This window comes from Bifidobacterium sp. ESL0732, assembly GCF_029395535.1.
Taxonomy (GTDB): Bacteria; Actinomycetota; Actinomycetes; order Actinomycetales; family Bifidobacteriaceae; genus Bifidobacterium.
The window spans coordinates 1743846-1761772 of the sequence record NZ_CP113920.1; the positions used below are offsets into that span (position 1 = coordinate 1743846).

Below are 17927 nucleotides of genomic sequence, written 5' to 3' on the forward strand. Positions count from 1 at the left end.
GTGTATTAATCTGGTAGATGTGACTTTACGAAGCAAGTTTATGCTGGCGGCGCTCGCCTCGGCCGCCATGCCGGAGACCTCCATGGCCGGTGTGTGCGAACACAACCGCAGCGACAACGCCGACAATGCCGTCGGTATCGATTACGCCGTGGTGCAGGATACCGCAGGACGGCAGTACGATGTATTCGTTTCCAGCGAGGCAAAAGGTAAAAAGCTTCTTGCGGCGCGCGCCAAAGCCGCGAAAGTACTGGCCAAATCCCATGAAATGAGCGGGCTCGGCTTCGCCGTGGACCGCGCACTGGCGTTCAGCGCGGCGGGAACCGGCAGCCCGACCGGCAAGAATTCGGTACTGGTTGGCCCGCATGTGGAAGGCGAAGCGCGCCAACTTGATTTGTTGACCATTCAGGACGCCGCAAGCGTTGGCACGGCCATCGGCGCCATTCACCGGCAGCGCACTGATTTCTTGACGGAAGCGAAATATCCGGCGTTCACCACCGGCCAGATTCGGGCCCAGCTGACAGGCTGGATCAAACGTCTGCAACAGGCCGGTCATGTGCCGCCCGCCATCACTTCCAGCTGGGCGAAAATCATCGAGACAGAAGGCCTTTGGTCCTTCTCCACCATGCTAACCCACGGGGGCTTTGCGGACGGTGATTTTCTCTTCGCCGGTTCCACCATCACGCAAGTTCGCAACTGGCAGGATATGCAGATTAACGACCCTGCGCGCGACCTGGCATGGATGTTTGCAAAAATGGATGAAGCTCATCGCAATGCATTGATGAATGCCTACGGTGGGATGATGGGTTCGCGTGTGGATGACCTCATCCTCCTCCGCGCCAATCTGTGGCTGCAGATGGAGCAGGTGGGTGATTTCATCGAGGCGCTCGGCCGCGCAGACAACACCAGGATTTTGCAGTTCAAGGCACAGGTCGAGCATTTGGCTCATCAGTTGACCGTCGTGGCCAACAAGGCCGCAGGTGCCGCCACAGCGGCCTCGGCCGTTGTCCCGCCAAAAGACGATAAAAATTCTCCCGCAGCCAAACGCCAGAATTCGGGGCATCCTTTAAGCCAGGAAGACGATGAGACTGGGGAAAGCGACAAAACCGGTTCCGCCGAAGTCACCAAACTTGTCGAGTCCAGCGACAGCACTGCCGACCATCCGGTACGTTTCAGCCCCTCACGTTCGCACTCGTTCAACGAGGACGATGACCGGACCGACGACAAACAGAAACCAGCCAAACAATCCAAGCCGCTCTACCCCGACATGCCCGATCCTTCATCTTCCGCCACGATAACGTTGAGCGAAACCGAGAAAAACCCTGATTTTCTCGATGATGACGATGCCGATGCCGAAAGTGCCAAAGACAAGCACGGCGCCGAGGCCCTGGAAGAAGACAAGAAGGACGAAACGGGGGAAGCCAAGGTTTCGTGGCATGCCCAGTATTCAGAGGAAGACGACATCTACAACGGAGCGGCAAAGACGAGCGATGTCGACCACGATGCGCCCACGGCTCTCATTCCCTTGCTGGAACAGGAACAGCAGGCCTTGCATGACGCTCAGCTGGGACTTGAGGAAGTCGAAGAAAAGGCCGATAAAGAGCGCGAGACATCAAGAACCGACATCGAGGCTCAAGACGGCCAGACCGATGGGGATGTCTCGGAATCGGATGTAGCCAAAGAACTGGATGACGCAGCCGAAAAGCCAGAAAAGGAAGATGCCGATTGACTTCATTCTCCAGCCAATGGACAAGCATGAGAATCATAGCCAGAAGCGTAATGACCAGCCTTCGGGCAGAATAAAACCTAAGAATAATTCCTAAAGGAAAGAGATTACACATGGATGTCGAACTCGGAATTCAGAACGTGGCACGTCCGGTCAATTTCACGACCGAGCAAAGCGCCGATGAAGTTAGCAAGGCCATTTCGAACGCGGTGACGCAAGGCGAGCCTATCGATCTGGTGGACGACAAAGACCGTCATATCATGGTGCCGGCCGGTGCCTTGGGCTATGCCATCGTCGGCTCGGAAACGAAGCACGCCGTCGGCTTCGGAGCTCTTTAGGCAAAACAACCACAGGTTTATAATTACGCCTGTGGAATAATATTTCCAAGTAACGCCCAGTCTTTTGTGACACATGTCACAAACTGGGCATTTTCTTTTCTTAAGCCTATTTTCTTGACTATGAAACCTCTACTACCGGCTACGTTTCCGGCTGATAGGCACCTTAAGAACTACTGCCTATCGTCATTTCTAAGTTCAGGAAACCAGCCCGATGGTCCCGCGCTCAACGATTTGCGCTACGACATCGTCGGCAGTCAAATTCTCCCCCAACTTGTTGGGTTTGCCGTCACCGTGCCAATCCGAGCCTCCGGTGACCAACAGGCCAAACTTGCGAGCGAGTCCCGAGAGACGTTCGCGATCTTCGGTGCCGTTGCCGCGATGCCAGACCTCAAGTCCACCAAGCCCCGCATCGGCCAGCCTTCCAATCTGCTCGTCAGAAAGCAACACCCTGTTGCGGCTGTAATCCGCCGGATGGGCGACCACACTCACTCCGCCTGCCTGCTCGACCACCTCAACGACTTGCAAAGCACTCGGCGAAGGGGTCGGTATGTAATACTTACTCGAGGATGAAATGGCTCCGGCAAAGGCCTCGGAACGCGTGCGATAGAACCCAGCCGTCACCAATGCATCGGCCATATGCGGCCTGCCCACCGTCGTCTCATCGCCCTTTTTGGTTTGACCCATCACATCGTCCCACGTGATGGGAAAGTCCTTCGACAACAGCGACACCATACGCTTCGCCCGCTCGACGCGAGCCTCACGAGTGGAACGAAACAGGTCCACAATACCCTCATTTTCGGGGTCATATTGGTAGGCGAGCATGTGCACCGAAACATGATGGTCCTGTGCGGTGATCTCGCTGCCACGCAGCAACGGAAGACCGCAACTCTCGGCGGCTTTTTGAGCATCCGCCCAACCTGCGGTGGTATCATGGTCTGTGATTGCAACACCATGCAGGCCATTTGCGCATGCCAGGTCGACAAGTTCGGCAGGGGTCTTGGTACCATCGGAAAAGACCGTATGACAGTGAAGGTCCCAGCCGAGTGCCGGACCGCAATCGTTATATTTGTCGCTAGTCATAGACCTATCGTAGGCCTATGAGCCTGACAGCCGATGAAATGTTAGGGGAAAAGAAAGCAGGGATATGCATGCCGACTAAACACAGCGCTGCAGCCGTGAGGAACATGGAAAGTGCGTCGAAAGACTTCAACGGCCAACTGCCTCCCGAATTGAGCGACAACCGCGAACCCACAGGATTCTTCCACGGACCCATCTGGAACTACGGGGTGATGTGCCTGGGAGCAGGCATCGGTCTGTTCGCCTCGCTGATGCTGGCCGCAGATACCCTGAAGCTCGCCCGTAACCCCAACAAGGCGTTGGGCTGCGATGTGAACTCCGTGCTTTCCTGCTCCACCGTCGCAGAATCCTGGCAGGCCGAAATCATCAAGTTCGGAGGCCTGAGCTTCCCGAACGCGTTCTTCGGCATCTGCTTCTATTCGGTCTTCGTCACTGTCGCCGTGGTCGGCGCCTGCAACGTCAAACTTCCCTACTGGTTCTCGGCAGCCGCCTGGATCGGCGGAGTCACTGCAATCAGCTACGCCTATTGGCTGATGAGCCAGTCCATGTTCGTCATCAAGGCGCTCTGCCCTTGGTGCATGACCATGATGTTCGCCACCACGTTCATGTTCATGGGGCTGACGCATGCCACGGTAACGGTACAGAAAATCCCGCGCAAGCATTGGCGTAAGGGCCTCAATACCTACTATCGCATGCGTTACGACTGGATGGTCGACATCGTCTGGATCTTCGCGATCATCGCGCTCATCTTCGTCAAGGAAGGCGCCGCGATCTTCGCCTGAGCGTTTTCAAGCCTTTATCAGGTATCAGGAACCCGCATGTTCGTCACGATAGACGGATATGCGGGTTTCTTACAACAGTTCCACTTTTGCCACGATGACCGCGGCACCGGTAAGCTGCACGTCATCATCGCTCACATCGACCCGCAGCAATCCTCCACGTACTGAGATGTCCCAACGGCTCACACCGGTTTTCGCACACAACGTCACCGCCGTGGCACCCAGGCCGGTACCGCAGGAAAGCGTCTCCCCGCAACCGCGCTCGTTAACACGCATCGTGGCACGGCCCATATTAGTGGCCTTATCACACTCGTCGATACGCACGAATTCGGCGTTTTGATCGGTCTCAAGCGCGGGACTTACCATCGGCTTGACAGTCAAATTCAGGTTCTCTACAGCCGGCAGTGTGGCTTTTCCGTCTTCCAAGACGGAGACGACATGGGGATTGCCCATATCGACAAACGTTCCAGCAGCCTCGCCGGCCGTACCGGGAATCGTAACCTTGAAGGTATCCAGAGCCCCGATCTTGCCAGCACCAAGGCTCACTTGGAACACATCTTGACCATAAGGCTCAAGTGCTCCCAGAGAGCGCAGGGTCTTGACCCCCGCTCTTGTACCGAGCTTGAAAGGCGCGCCACCGGGAGCCTCCGCTATGAAGGCACGTTGGGCGAGCAATGTGGTCACTCGGGTCCCGTTGCCGCACATCTCTGCGAGTGTTCCGTCGGCATTGCGGTAATCCATGAACCATTCGGCCCCGCCGTCACGGCAAAGAGCTATCTGACCGGCCGAAAGGTCACCGACATATTCCGGCCTGGTCAAGCGAATAAGACCGTCGGCACCAATGCCGAAATGACGGTCGCAGATATGGCGAACCTCGTCGGCGGTCGGCTCAAGCTTGCCGTCACGGTCGATGTAGAGGATGAAATCATTGCCGGTACCGTGACCTTTATAAACGAATTGCGGAAGACTCATAAGAAACCAGTCTACCTGCTCCCGCACCTCATGCCGCGAACCCGAGCCACGAGCTAATAATTTTTGAGATTACGAGTCAAAACGCCATCGCTGCACTCGGGGTAGTTGGGCTATCGTGTGGATGTTCAAGCGAAGCACTGCGAGGCAACGGCAAAATCGCTAGGCTTACAATCAGATTGGTTGAAAATCGCGCTGAAAGAGGACGGCATGGCATTAAACGCTCCCATTGGTGTGTTCGATTCGGGGCTGGGCGGCATCTCTGTCGTGCGTGAAATCCGCAAGGAGATGCCGAATGAGCGCATCATCTATTTCGGAGACTCCGCCAACGCACCATACGGCACCAAGACCCCGGAAGAGGTGCGCAAGCTCTCGTTCGCCATCGTCGAGCGATTCATCACCATGGGTGTCAAAGCCATCGTCATCGCCTGCAACACCGCCACCTCGGCCGCCGTCAATGACCTTCGCGCGACTTATGATCTACCCATCATCAGCATGGAACCGGCACTGAAAGTAGCTTGTGACAGGGGACACGGGGAACCTCAACGGGTCATCGTGGCTGCCACTCCACTGACGCTTCGCGAAAGGAAATTCACGGCGTTGATGCAGCGTTTCAGCGCCACCAACACCATCTACCGCCAGCCCTGCCCCGATCTGGTGGAAATCGTGGAACACGACCAGCTCGAGGATCACGACCTCGTGATGCACACGTTGCATCGTTATTTCGACAGTTATGATCTCGACACCATCGACTCCGTGGTGCTCGGTTGCACGCATTTCGTTTTTTACCGCGACTATTTCCGCGAGCTGCTTCCGGCCTCCACCGCCATCATCGACGGCAACGAAGGCACTGCCCGCCATCTGCACGACCTGCTCGACGCCTCCGACAAACTGGCTACCCTAGACGCCAAAGGCAGCGTTACGCTGGAAAACTCGGACAAAAGCGAGAGTATGGCCGCTTTGGCCGCCAAGCGCCTCAACTCCTGACAACCAGCGAAACCGTGCTTCCACCTCATACGAATTATTACGCATTGCGAAAATTCATCATATTCCCATTGTTTATATAATCCCCGACTAAAGCCGAAATAATGTCCGTAAGGCAGACGTATGCTCGGTTAACTAAAGATAGTGACTTTGGCCATAAAGGAAAGGTGAGACGATGACGAAAACTGCTTTGATCGATGTCGGCGGGGGCTTCCGTTCCATTTACGGAGCGGGGGTGATGGACGGGCTGATAGATAAAGACATCACCTTCGACAAATGCTACGGCGTTTCCGCAGGCAGCGCGAACATGATTTCCTACATTTCCGGCCAGCGCGGGCGCACCCACAAATTCTATACGGAGTACGCCTTCCGTCCGGAATACGCGAGCGCCAACAACTTCTTCAAGTTGCACAATTACGCCAATCTGGACTATATCTACGGCACCCTTTCCAATTCCGACGGCGAGTACCCCGTCGACTACCCAGCCTTCGCAGCCTCACCCACCGAATTCACCGTGGTGGCCTGCGACGCACGCAATGGCTACGCACGCTATTTTGACAAGTCGGATGTGTACCAAGACAATTACGACGTGATGAAAGCCTCCAGCGCGGTGCCGGTGGCCTGCGAACCGTACATCATCGACGGAATCCCCTATTACGATGGTGGCATCGCCGACCCGATTCCGGTCCAGCTGGCAGCGGACGAGGGCTACGACCGCATCGTGCTCATCCTCACCCACCAGCGCGATTTCGTACGCGAGGCCAAGAAAGACGCTGCTCCTGCGGCACTGCTGAAGCGCTCCTACCCAGCCGCTGCGGAACGGCTCAAGAACCGTTACCGCACCTACAACGAGGAGATGAAAGTGGCGGAAAAACTCGCCTCCGAGGGCAAAGTCCTGATCCTGGCTCCCGACGACCTGTGCGGACTGGACACATTGAGCAAGAATTCCGAGGGCCTGGAAAAGATGTATCAGAAAGGGCTCGACGCGGCCGAAGCCGTGCCGGAATTCCTTGCGAGCTGAGAATAACTGAAAATAGCTGCAAGCATAAGTGTTGGGCAGTTTCCTCGGGTGAGTGAGGAAACCGCCCAACGTAACGACACACCCTTGTGCCCAGATCAAGACACTGGATTTGTTGGGCATCTTGACCAGTGTTGCTCATTATAGTAGATATATTGTAATCTCGCTCACAAATCCATCGGCGTGGCAGACTGCAAACTCATACAACATATCAGATTTTATTTCGTTTCATTGGAAGTGACCATCGCCTTGGTGACTTCATCGAAAAGCTGTTGGTAACCGCCCGGCGTCGAGGCCGGAAGCACGACCGTCTTGGCATTGCCGGATTCGCTCAGCGAACGCATCACGTCGAGATACTGGTTAAAAAGCACGACGTTATTGACATCGGCGATGTTCATGCCCACGGCCTGCAGGCTCTTGATCTGATCGACGATGCCGTTGGCGATCTCACGGCGGTAGTTGGCTTGGCCCTCGCCTTGCAGACGGGTCTTCTCGGCATCGGCGGTGGCCTGCGTCTCGATCTGGATGCGCTGGGCGTCGGCACGCTGGCGGGTGGCTTCCTTCTCGCGCTGTGCGGCATTGATGGAATCCATAGCGGTTTTGACCGCGGGGCTCGGGTCGATGGCGGTGATCAGGGTCTTGACGACGGTAAAGCCGAACTTCGACATCTCGCCGCCCACGGTCTTCTGCACATCGGCGGCCACATCGTCCTTCTTGGCGAAGGCATCATCGAGGGAAAGCGCGGGAATGGCACTACGCAACGCATCCTCGACGTAGCTGCGCAGCTGGCCGGCCGGGTCACGAAGTTCGTAATAGGCCGTGGCCACGTTGTTGGGGTCCACACGGAACTGGGTGGAGGCCACGACAGTGACGAAGACGTTGTCGAGCGTCTTGGTCTCAAGCTTGACATTCAGTTGGTTGACACGCATGTTCGTCTTGGTGGCGATGCGGTCGACGACCGGAATCTTCAAGTGGATGCCCGCCAGCTCAACCTTGAGGAACTTGCCAAAGCGCTCGATGACATACGCCTGCTGCTGCGGCACCACGAAGATGCCCGCGATAATCAACGCGATGATAATTATCAGAACCACAATCAGAAAAATTAGCCCTACCATAATGTTTCCTTTCAAACCCTTAGGTGTAACGACCGCAACAAAGCAATGAGCGTGGGCACAAAATCTTCAACCACGCACCGGCACATCTTTAATCAAATCGTAGCAGAACCTCGGGCGGCTTTTTGGAACAGATTTCCGAGTTTGTCGAAATAACCGATATCGAAAATTCGAGCACCTGACCGAATCCCCACCGAAACGAGCCCATCGCCCGCACCTCCGATCACAGAATCGGAGGAAAATTGTTCCGCACGCCTGCCCGGCCTTTGCTGATCGGCAGGTCGGCGGAAGCACCTAGATAAGCATGCCAAGTAGGAGCGCGGCAAGGCATAGCGCCATCATGCCCGCCGTATGGACGAAAGCCCATAACGGCTTGCGGCCATCCACCAGTTTCGCGCCTTCCACACTGGCGGTGCTGAACGTCGAATAACCCCCGAGGAACCCGGAAGCAAGCAGGTACTGCAATGTCGCCAGGCCGGCGTGCGTCCCGCACCAGCCGGCTACGAGGCCCATGGCCAAACAGGCGGTGAGGTTGACGACGATAGTGCCGCAAGGGAACGGAAGATGAACGCGATTGTTGACCCAAGCGTCAACGCTGTATCGCGCGAACGCACCCAATCCGCCGATAAGCGATGCAGCAAAAAGCAGACCGAAAGCGGCGACATGACCTCGCCAATGCGGATTAATCAGCAAGGAAACAATCGCGACGCAGGCAAAAAGCATGAAGGCAACGCCAATCAACGGGCCTCGCCTGGGCTCGAGGAAATCGCCATTGCGCAGGGCACGACGCTTGCCAAGGGCCTTGCCAATTGCAAGTCCCAGCATCGCGCACAAAAGCCCAAAAACGATACTGACCAGCAGATATCCCACGGCTATTGCCACTTCGCCGCTTTTGATGCGCTTGCCCACCTCGAGCATGAACGTGCTATACGTGGTGTATCCGCCGATCAGACCGGTCCCCAGGCCGAGTCTGGTCACCCTCCAGACACCGATATCAGGCCCGAGTGCGGCCATATATGCGGTGATGAACCCCAACAGGAAGGCACCGGTGAGATTGATAATCGTGGTCATGAAAGGCCAGGTGACATCGCTAGGCTGCAACGCGCTCAACGCCAGACGCACGAGGGATCCACACGCCCCGCCGATGAACAGACTTGCGGCGACCATCATTGTGGAAACAGTAACCGAATTCGACTTGCGTGCCATGACCGGCCCTCCATTCACACCGCCGGCATCCGTTTTCACCGGATACGCGTCATTCCGCCTGTAGACGAAAACATCATTCGGACCTCTAAAAAAATAATCCTTCAAGCTGACAAAACGATTTATATATACATCTATTGTTCTAATGTCGTATATTCGTTTGTATTTCTTTACGACCTTTGAAAAAACTTTATACTTATAGAAAGTCAAACAAGATCGCAAAATCTGCTAAAATATTTGATGTTATTGATTTTTCAACGAAAACCCAACGACAAATCTTACTAAAAACGTTTTAATAATCCCACGTTTGCAAGGCATTCGTCGAGCCTTCTAGCTATTCTTTTAGAAAGGCTTACGTTTTACTCGTTTCCAAGTTCAACGCGGCATCGAGGAATTATCAGAGGGAATTGTCATGACTACAGTTGCTGTTATCGGATGCACACACGCAGGTACGTATGCTGCCAATTCCATTCTTAAAAACCATCCTGACTGGACGGTCGACGTCTTCGAGAAAAATGACACCGTTTCCTTCCTCTCTTGTGGCATCGCCCTATGGGCAGGCAACCATGTCAGCAGCACGGAAAAGATGTTCTACACCACCCCCGAAGAGCTTGAAAAAAACGGGGCGAGCATGCACATGCGCCACGAGGTCACCGACGTCGACATCAAGGCGAAGAAACTGGATGCCACCGATCTTGAAACCGGCAAATCGAAACAATACCGGTTCGATAAACTCGTCATCACCACGGGTTCCTCGCCGGCGGCGCCCTTCATCCAAGGTCTCAAAGAGGCACTCGAGAACGGCCAGGCGATGCTGTGCAAAGACTTCAACGACGGCAAACGTATCGTTGAACGCGCCAAGAAGATCAAGTCGGTCGTGCTGGTCGGAGCCGGCTATATCGGCTGCGAGCTGGCGGAACAGCTGAGCACGCGCGGCATCAAAGTGACGCTCGTCGACGCGCTGCCGCATGTGCTCGACAACAATTACGACCAGTCCGTTACCGATCAGGCCGAGACTGCGTTCAAGGAGCACGACGTCACCCTGGCTATGAACCAGAAAGTCGTCGCCTTCCGCCCTGAGACCGGCAGCGACGGGGCCGAGGATTCCGGAGTCACCGTGGTCACCGAACTTGGAGAATACACCGCCGATCTCGCGGTGATGGGCGCAGGCTTCGTACCGAATACCCGCCTGGTCGCCTCCCAGCTGCGCACATTGGGCTACGGCGCCATCATCGTCGACCAATACATGCACGCGGCAACGCCTGAAAACGATATCCTCGATGACGTGTTCGCCGCCGGCGACTGCGCGACCGTACATTTCAACCCGACGAACAGCAACGAATACCGGCCGCTGGCCACGAACGCCATCCGCGAGGCGATGCTGATCGGCGAGAACATTGAAGAACCCACCAAAGCCTATGCAGGCACGCAAGCTACCAGCGCCATCCAGCTTTACGACCTGTCGATGTCTTCCAGCGGCATGACCTTGGATCTGGCTGACCGGCGTCATATCGAAGCCGACTCCGCGACCATCCAAGAAAACTACCGTCCGGAATTCATGCTTTCCACCACCCCGGTGACGGCGACCATCGTCTATGAGAAAGCGACCGGGCGCATTCTGGGCGCACAGTTCGCCGCGAAACACGACATCTCGATGGCGGCCAATCTCATTTCCGTGGCCATCCAAGCGGGATTCACCGTCGAACAGCTGGCCTCGACCGATATGCTTTTCCAGCCCAACTTCGACCAGCCGGTCAATTTCGTCAGCTCCGTTGCAATGGCCGCTGCCGACAAGCGCAGCAAAGCGGCTGAAAGCGCCAAAGAGTAAGCGGGATCAGCTTAAGAATAACCGGGAAATGACCATTGAGCTGCCACAAAACGGTAAAGGCCGACCTCGAAAGTTGAAATGACGGCTTAGCACCATCCTCACAGGGTTATTTCATCCGTCAACGTTCCAGCCCGGTCCGCAAGTCAACGATGCGAATCGGGCTGAATTGTTTCTTTGGTCAGCGCGTCACCGCTTTAGTATGCGCCGGCGATGACCCGGTCGAGATCGGCAATAAGGTCGGAAGGTTTTTCCAAACCGATGGAAAGTCTGAGCAAATGGTCGTCGACACCGGCCGCGCGACGATAGTCCCCCGGAACCTCGCGGTGCGTGATGCGCGCCGGATTGACGATCAGCGAATGTGTGTCGCCGATGTTGGGAACGTAGGAAAACACACGAACGGCATTAACGACGCGGTTGATATGCGATTCGTCACCTTCCAGCCTGAAGGAAAGCACCGGGCCGATGCCGTGGGGGAAATAGCGGTCGGCAAGCGGCTTGTCAGCGCTGGAATCAAGCCCGGAGTAATTGACTTGGGTGACATGCGGCACCGTTTCAAGGTGGCGCGCGATTTCAAGAGCGGTATCGGTTTCGCGGCGGAAACGCTGCGGCAGCGTCTCCAAGCCGATCAGCTGAAGGTAGGCGTTGGTCGGCGACATCACCGCGCCGAGATTGTGCAGGTATTTGATGCGTACGCGGCCGGCAAAAGCGGCATTGCCGTAGGCTTCGGCGAAACTTTTCCAGATGCCTTTCCGTTCGTCACTGACGACCAGCTCTTTTTGGGTGAATTGCGGGAAACGGCCGTTGGTCCAATCGAAATTGCCGGAATCGACGACCACTCCGCCCAGGGCGTCGCCGTGGCCGCTGATGCCTTTGGTGGTGGAATGGACGACGACATCGGCACCGAACTCGATTGGACGGAACAAATACGGCGTCGGCACAGTGTTGTCGACGATGAGGGCAACGCCGTGGCGATGGAGCATGTCGGCAAGGGCTTTGATGTCGGTGATATTGGTGGAGGGGTTCGCCACGGATTCTGCGAAAACGGCGCGGGTATCGGGCGTTATTTTCGACTCGACCTCGGCAATGTCGTTGATGTCCTCAACGAAATCGGTGTGGATACCGAACTGCGGGAAGAAGCTTTCCATAGCATCGACGGAGGCACCATAGAGGTCTTTGGGAGCGATAAGCCTGCCGCCGCCTTCGGCCGCACAGAGCAGTGCGAACGAGACCGCTGCCATGCCCGAGGCGAGCGCCACCGCTGAAACCCCACCTTCAAGGTCAGCCAGGCGACGTTCCAGCGCATCAACCGTGGGGTTGGCGCAGCGGGAGTAGGAGAATCCCTCGATTTCACCAGAGGAAAGGCCGTCGCCGCGGACCGCGTCGTGCATGGCGAAAGCGGCGCTCTGGTAGATGGGGATACTCACCGAACCGTTGTGCTCGTATGGATTGTAGCCGGCGTGAACGGCACGGGTTTCGAAGGCCAGTTGCGGCTGTGCACTTGGGGAATCGGCAGTCCCTGCATCGTAGGCTTGGGAATCGTTGGACTTTGGACAGCCCGCCAAACCGTTTTCGGTGTCACTGGACATAGTGCTCCCCCAATATCTTGTCGCTTTCGATAAATGTTTTGATACTACGTTACCGTGTCAAACCTTCGCCGCCACGCATCCCGCCATATCAAAAATCTATACATGGTTCATTTGGCTACAAGACACAACGGGAATGATTGATTCCACAGACGAAAACACGTGCGCATACATCTTGGAATGTAGGCGCGCGTGCAATGACTGTGCAGAAGGTTATTCGGTACGCAGCGCGGTGGCTGGGTCCTGTTTCGCGGCCTTGTGCGACGGAATGAGCCCGCCGATCAAGGTCAGCACTACCGACAGAATAATGAGAATGATTGCGCCGGAAAGCGGCAGCGCGGCGTTGACGCGATCCGTGCCCATGAAGTGGTGCATCACCGCATTGCCAGGCACGATCAGTATCAGCGTCACCACAATGCCTATCACCCCGGCGCACAGGCCGATGATGCCCGTCTCGGCGTTGAAGACCGTGGAAACGTTGTGCTTCGAGGCGCCCATCGCGCGCAGGATACCGATCTCCTTGGTGCGTTCAAGCACCGAGATGTAGGTGATGATGCCGATCATGATCGACGAGACCACCAGCGAGACCGCCACGAAGGCGATCAGCACGTAGGTGATGACGTTGATGATGGTGGTCACCGAGTTCATCATCAGGCCCGCGTAGTCGGTGTAGACGATGCGGTCCTTCTTTTTGGCGCCGTCGTTGTATTGCTTGATGGCGTCCTCGATTTTGTTCTTGGAATCAAAGCTGTCCGCGTAGATCTTGATGGAACTCGGGGCATCGCGGCCGATGACGCCGAAGTCGGCAAGATTGCCGTTGTAGGTGCCCGTGGAGACGTACTGGTTGTAGATCGAGACCAGAACGTTTTCGGGAGCCGTGGCGAGATAGTTGCTGAAAGCCTGCGCCACCTGCTGCTCTCCCATGCCGGAAATCGCTTCCTGCGGGTTGCTGGCTACAGCCGAGTTGCCGGCCGCCGCCGCAGCCGCGCTACGCTGCTGGGTGACCTCGGCGGACTGATTGGCGCTCGCGGCACCCATGCCGCCCGGAGCCTGGGTCATCAGGCTTTTGGCCATGTTGGCTTGGTCGGAGACAGGGAGTGAGGCCACATAGGCCTTGGCATTGGCGGCCTTGGTCGCATCATCGGAAGGGGCGAAGGTCATGCCGTTCAAGATGTTATGGCTCGGGTCGGCCTTCTGAGCGTCGACGATTTCGCTCGATTTCGCATGGTCGATCAAGGAGTCGGTGAGCATACGTGTGTATCCGATGCCTGGCGCAAGCGGGGTCGTCTTGGCATTGGCATCAGCACGGATGACACCTACCACCTTGAGTTTGACTGCCGACTGGGAGTCCATAAGTTTGCCGACTTGGTCGGCATCGTTACCCACATATTTGTAGTGTCCGTCCGCACCTTTGACGTACTGGTCGGCCGCGGGCAACAGCGTCAACGACTGGCTCATCGCCTTGGAATAGTCGATGCGCGTTGTGTTGGTCTTGACCTTTTCACCGCTGTTGAGCCGGTTCATCATGTCGTTGTAGTCGGCTGCAGGAAGCAGGCCGAGCTCATAGACCTGGGTCAGCGGGATCTGGTTGTTCTTGTCGAGTACGAGGACTACCTGGTTGCTCGACTTGGGCCAATGGCCTTTGACCATCTGGTAGTTGTCGGTGATCACCGAGCTGATGGGCTGCTTGTCGGCGTGCTCACCTGGCATGATCTCGGCAAAGGCGGAAGGAGCCTTGTTGTTGTCGGTTTTGCCAGTAAGCTTCGACATCTGCAGGGATTGAATGCTTGAGAAATCGGTCGAGGACGAATTGAGGCCGGCGATGGTGCCTGCGATGGACTGAGATGCGGAACCTCCCATCTTCACACCATCCACGTCCACAAGCGTGTCCTTGGAATCATGCGTGAACACGGAGAACTTGGGCGCGTATGAATACTGGATGCCGATGTCGCCAACATACTTGCGCACATCGTTGCCTGGCTTATCGAGATACTGCTTGAACGGGCTTAGATTGTTGCTGGTGATGCCATTGGTGACCGACGAAGCACCCTTGACGCTCGAATCGTCGGGGTAGATGCCGTTGCGCGGCTTGGCTTTGGCCTTGGAATCTACCGCGGCCTGGGCAGTGTCCATGATCTTGTTCATGTCGAAGGTCTGCTCGTTGATCTCGATGGGGTACGAGGTCAGCGTCTCCTTTTGGATGTCGGCGATATAGCGGTTCACGCCGGTGGAGACGGAAAGAATCAGCGCGATGCCGATAATGCCGATGGAACCGGCAAAGGAGGTCAGAATGGTGCGAGCCTTCTTGCTTTTGAGGTTGTTGAAGCTCAGCGCTACCGCGGTGGCGAACGACATCGACGCCTTGCCCATCGTGCGGTGGACGGCAGGCTTTTCGTCCACCATTTCCTCAGGCTCGACGGGGCGTGAATCACCACGAATCACACCGTCCTTGAGTTCGACGATGCGGTTGGCGTATTGATGGGCGAGGTCTGGGTTGTGGGTGACCATGACGACCAAGCGGTCCTGCGCCACTTCCTTCAGAAGGTCCATAATCTGCACGGAAGTCTCGGAATCGAGCGCACCCGTAGGCTCGTCGGCCAGGACGATGCTCGGATCGTTGACCAACGCACGGGCGATGGCCACGCGCTGCATCTGACCGCCGGAAAGCTGGTTCGGTTTTTTGTTGATATGCTCGCCCAAGCCAACCTTTTTCAGCGCTTCTTTGGCACGCCTGCGACGCTCGACACGGGAGACGCCCGAGATTGTCAGTGCCAGCTCGACGTTGGAGAGGATGGTCTGGTGCGGGATGAGGTTGTAGCTCTGGAAGACAAAGCCGACCGTGTGGTTGCGATAGGAGTCCCAGTCTCGGTCCTTGTATTGCCGGGTCGAGGTGCCGTTGATCACCAGATCGCCAGAATCATAGCGGTCTAGCCCACCGATGATGTTCAAGAGGGTGGTCTTGCCGGAACCGGACGGGCCCAGAATGGCGACGAATTCGTTGTCGCGCAGGGTCAGGCTCACGTGGTCGAGCGCCTTCTGGACGAAATCGCCGGTCTTGTATTGCTTGCTGATGTCTTTAATCTGTAGCACGAATTCCCCGCTGCCTCTATGTATATGCGTGCCTTCACGACACCGCACGTCGTCCTGCCACTCTACCCCGACGCACGGCCCGGTTCGCCGTCGGCGGGCGATATGGAGAAATTGCGCCGCCGCGTCGAAAAGCAGGAAAATCACGTGCGGAATCTGCTTTTGAACGCGCTGAGTCAATGCGATGCGTCAAAAAGCAGAGTAATCACCCTTGCAATCTGCTTTTTGACGCAATCACACACTTCCCTGCGTCGAAAAGCAGTGAAAGGCGGCGCGGCTGCCGCTTTTTGACGCGATGAGTCCGATACCGCTCACACAGAACACCCGATTATCGCCGTGAGCGAACAGAGCCGCCCTCGTTGCAAACAGTATTAGCATCCGTTGTGTGAACACTGTTAACATCAGGCAGCGCGATACCTCACACGGTCTCGCGATTGACTGCCAGAAGCTCAAAAAATCATTCGGCGATATCCTCAAACCGACGGGCATCATTGTAGCCGTGAGCGTAGTATTGGCACTATTGGTTCTCGCCGGATACCGCAGGCAGACCAAAGTGGACAGATAACAACAGCAAAACGTCCGATGTCCGGCTATCTGATCAGCAACCGGGCATCGTGTGACGGGTAGTGAGGGATGTATGGCACGCAAGGCCGAAACCGCAAAAACCGGCACAAACAGAGGCACGCTCAACCGCGAAACGCTTTTGAAGAACGCTCTGGCCATTGTGGATGAGGACGGCCTTGACGCCTTGAGCCTGCGGGCGTTGGGCAAACGGATCGGTGTTTCCTACACGGCCCTTTACCGACATCTACCCGACAAGAACGCACTGCTCGACGGCATCGCCGAACAAATCTGGCGCGAGACACTTTCCGGACTTGAGGATAGCAATCCCGACACAAAGCGTGACACAACCACTCATACAGCTTCGAAAACAGAGTCAAAGAAGACACCAGATACCGCAGACACCGCCATCGACCGCGATTGGAAAAGCCATGTGAAACGCTACGCGATGAAGTTGCATGCCACGCTGCTCAAACACCCCAACGCGGCGATTTTGGTGGCAACACATCCTATCGATACCTTGGAGCAATACCAACTCCTCGCCGCTGCCATCAAACCTTTCATGACTGTTCTTGCCGGAAAGAATCCACCCGACGACCTGGTGGGGCTGATCCAAGGCGCCACCATCCTGACTACTGGCTATGTGCTGGCCGAAGCCGTCGCCCCCTTCGGCGACACAGGACGGTCCACCCCCGACCCATCAGACGCGACACGCGACGAGGCCATGCGTCAATTCCCTGAACTCGCCAAGTTGCTGGCACCACTGGCCGACACCTCCACGCCCTGGAGGATGAAGGACGAATACCAAAAAGCCCTTGACGCGTTGATCGATGGTTGGGGCCCAGGTACGTCCAAGTAACTTTACGGTTTCACCGACCCGACAATCGGCCTTGTCTCGGTCCGCTCCATTTCGCGGCTCCGTCCCACCACTTCGCCAATCAGTCAACCGGCTGGCCCATGGCCTCTTTATAGCTCGTTCCCCACGAACGCAAGGCGTCGATGACCGTCTTCAGGCTGCGGCCGGTATCGGTGAGCGAATACTCGACACGCGGCGGTACCTCGGCATAGACCTTGCGATTGACCAAACCGTCGGCTTCCATCTCACGCAGATTCGAGGTGAGCACCTTCTGCGAAACGTCGCCGACCGAACGTTGCAGTTCACTGAACCGCTTGGTGCCTTGCAACAGATCGCGGACAATCAGCACCGTCCACTTGTTGCCGATCAATGTCATCGTGGTCTCCACCGGACACGCCGGCAACGCGTTTTTATCGAATTTTCCTCGCATCGTCATTTCCCTATTCCTTTTAACGCACGTGCCATATGCCGATCAAACCGTAGAGGCACGTACTCCATTCCGAACCCCGACGACTTATTGTCGGCAACAATTCAGCGGATATCCTGCGTTTGTACACTTTCAATAGTTATTTTAAGATACTAAAGATATTTTTAGACACTATCAACTTAAAAGATGGTTCCTCTAGTAGCGTAATACCGGATTTATTATTCATCTTTTCTGTTGGAAATCCACAAAGCTTACTTTAAAGTTCCTATACTTCCTTTTTGTAACTACCAACTTTTACTACTGTTCTCCGCTATAGTGAAAGCAACAACGACATCAACACAGCCGTTGACACCATCAGCCGGCAAAGCGGCAATGACCACAG

The 17927-nt window shown here is 56.0% G+C and carries 15 protein-coding genes; 8 read left to right on the top strand and 7 right to left on the bottom strand.

The window, feature by feature from the left end:
- Positions 1-40 precede the first annotated feature (40 nt).
- Both OZX70_RS06765 and OZX70_RS06770 read left to right on the top strand, forming a co-directional pair.
- Complete coding sequence (locus tag OZX70_RS06765) at positions 41-1726, top strand: phosphotransferase (protein WP_277182149.1); 1686 nt, start codon at positions 41-43, stop codon at positions 1724-1726.
- Positions 1727-1836: 110 nt separating this feature from the next.
- Entirely contained in the window at positions 1837-2061 is a 225-nt protein-coding gene (locus tag OZX70_RS06770) for a DUF3107 domain-containing protein (protein ID WP_277180143.1), read from the top strand.
- A 195-nt stretch (positions 2062-2256) separates the two neighbouring features.
- Here the strand turns inward: OZX70_RS06770 and OZX70_RS06775 are convergent, their stop codons facing one another.
- Positions 2257-3141 (bottom strand): PHP domain-containing protein, encoded by an 885-nt coding sequence (locus OZX70_RS06775; protein ID WP_277180145.1) that lies wholly within the window; start codon positions 3139-3141, stop codon positions 2257-2259.
- A gap of 104 nt (positions 3142-3245) precedes the next feature.
- On the opposite strand from OZX70_RS06775, the gene OZX70_RS06780 reads away from it, so the two are divergent.
- Complete coding sequence (locus tag OZX70_RS06780) at positions 3246-3920, top strand: vitamin K epoxide reductase family protein (protein ID WP_277182150.1); 675 nt, start codon at positions 3246-3248, stop codon at positions 3918-3920.
- Between the two features lie 69 nt (positions 3921-3989).
- Here OZX70_RS06780 and dapF read toward each other — a convergent pair whose 3' ends face one another.
- Entirely contained in the window at positions 3990-4889 is a 900-nt protein-coding gene (dapF, locus tag OZX70_RS06785; protein ID WP_277180147.1) for a diaminopimelate epimerase, read from the bottom strand.
- A gap of 207 nt (positions 4890-5096) precedes the next feature.
- Between dapF and murI the strand changes: the two genes are divergently transcribed.
- The gene (gene murI / locus OZX70_RS06790) at positions 5097-5873 is read left to right on the top strand and encodes a glutamate racemase (protein WP_277180149.1); all 777 of its coding nucleotides are present in this window, start codon (positions 5097-5099) and stop codon (positions 5871-5873) included.
- A 172-nt stretch (positions 5874-6045) separates the two neighbouring features.
- The gene (locus OZX70_RS06795) at positions 6046-6891 is read left to right on the top strand and encodes a patatin family protein (RefSeq protein WP_277180151.1); all 846 of its coding nucleotides are present in this window, start codon (positions 6046-6048) and stop codon (positions 6889-6891) included.
- Between the two features lie 215 nt (positions 6892-7106).
- On the opposite strand, the gene OZX70_RS06800 is transcribed toward OZX70_RS06795, so the two are convergent.
- Positions 7107-8003, bottom strand: coding sequence for an SPFH domain-containing protein (locus OZX70_RS06800; RefSeq protein WP_277180153.1), 897 nt, complete (start codon positions 8001-8003; stop codon positions 7107-7109).
- Positions 8004-8294: 291 nt separating this feature from the next.
- The gene (locus OZX70_RS06805; RefSeq protein ID WP_277180155.1) at positions 8295-9206 is read right to left on the bottom strand and encodes a CrcB family protein; all 912 of its coding nucleotides are present in this window, start codon (positions 9204-9206) and stop codon (positions 8295-8297) included.
- A 409-nt stretch (positions 9207-9615) separates the two neighbouring features.
- Here OZX70_RS06805 and OZX70_RS06810 point away from each other — a divergent pair, with 409 nt between their 5' ends.
- Positions 9616-11031, top strand: coding sequence for an FAD-dependent oxidoreductase (locus OZX70_RS06810; RefSeq protein ID WP_277180157.1), 1416 nt, complete (start codon positions 9616-9618; stop codon positions 11029-11031).
- A gap of 194 nt (positions 11032-11225) precedes the next feature.
- Here the strand turns inward: OZX70_RS06810 and OZX70_RS06815 are convergent, their stop codons facing one another.
- On the bottom strand, positions 11226-12617 hold the full coding sequence (locus tag OZX70_RS06815) for a PLP-dependent transferase (RefSeq protein WP_277180159.1): 1392 nt from the start codon (positions 12615-12617) through the stop codon (positions 11226-11228).
- Positions 12618-12827: 210 nt separating this feature from the next.
- Complete coding sequence (locus OZX70_RS06820; RefSeq protein ID WP_277182152.1) at positions 12828-15704, bottom strand: ABC transporter ATP-binding protein/permease; 2877 nt, start codon at positions 15702-15704, stop codon at positions 12828-12830.
- Positions 15705-16086: 382 nt separating this feature from the next.
- Between OZX70_RS06820 and OZX70_RS06825 the strand changes: the two genes are divergently transcribed.
- Positions 16087-16266, top strand: coding sequence for a hypothetical protein (locus OZX70_RS06825; protein ID WP_277180161.1), 180 nt, complete (start codon positions 16087-16089; stop codon positions 16264-16266).
- Between the two features lie 72 nt (positions 16267-16338).
- The gene (locus OZX70_RS06830; RefSeq protein ID WP_277180163.1) at positions 16339-17121 is read left to right on the top strand and encodes a TetR family transcriptional regulator; all 783 of its coding nucleotides are present in this window, start codon (positions 16339-16341) and stop codon (positions 17119-17121) included.
- A gap of 79 nt (positions 17122-17200) precedes the next feature.
- Here OZX70_RS06830 and OZX70_RS06835 read toward each other — a convergent pair whose 3' ends face one another.
- The gene (locus tag OZX70_RS06835; RefSeq protein WP_277180165.1) at positions 17201-17554 is read right to left on the bottom strand and encodes a helix-turn-helix domain-containing protein; all 354 of its coding nucleotides are present in this window, start codon (positions 17552-17554) and stop codon (positions 17201-17203) included.
- Positions 17555-17927 lie beyond the last annotated feature (373 nt).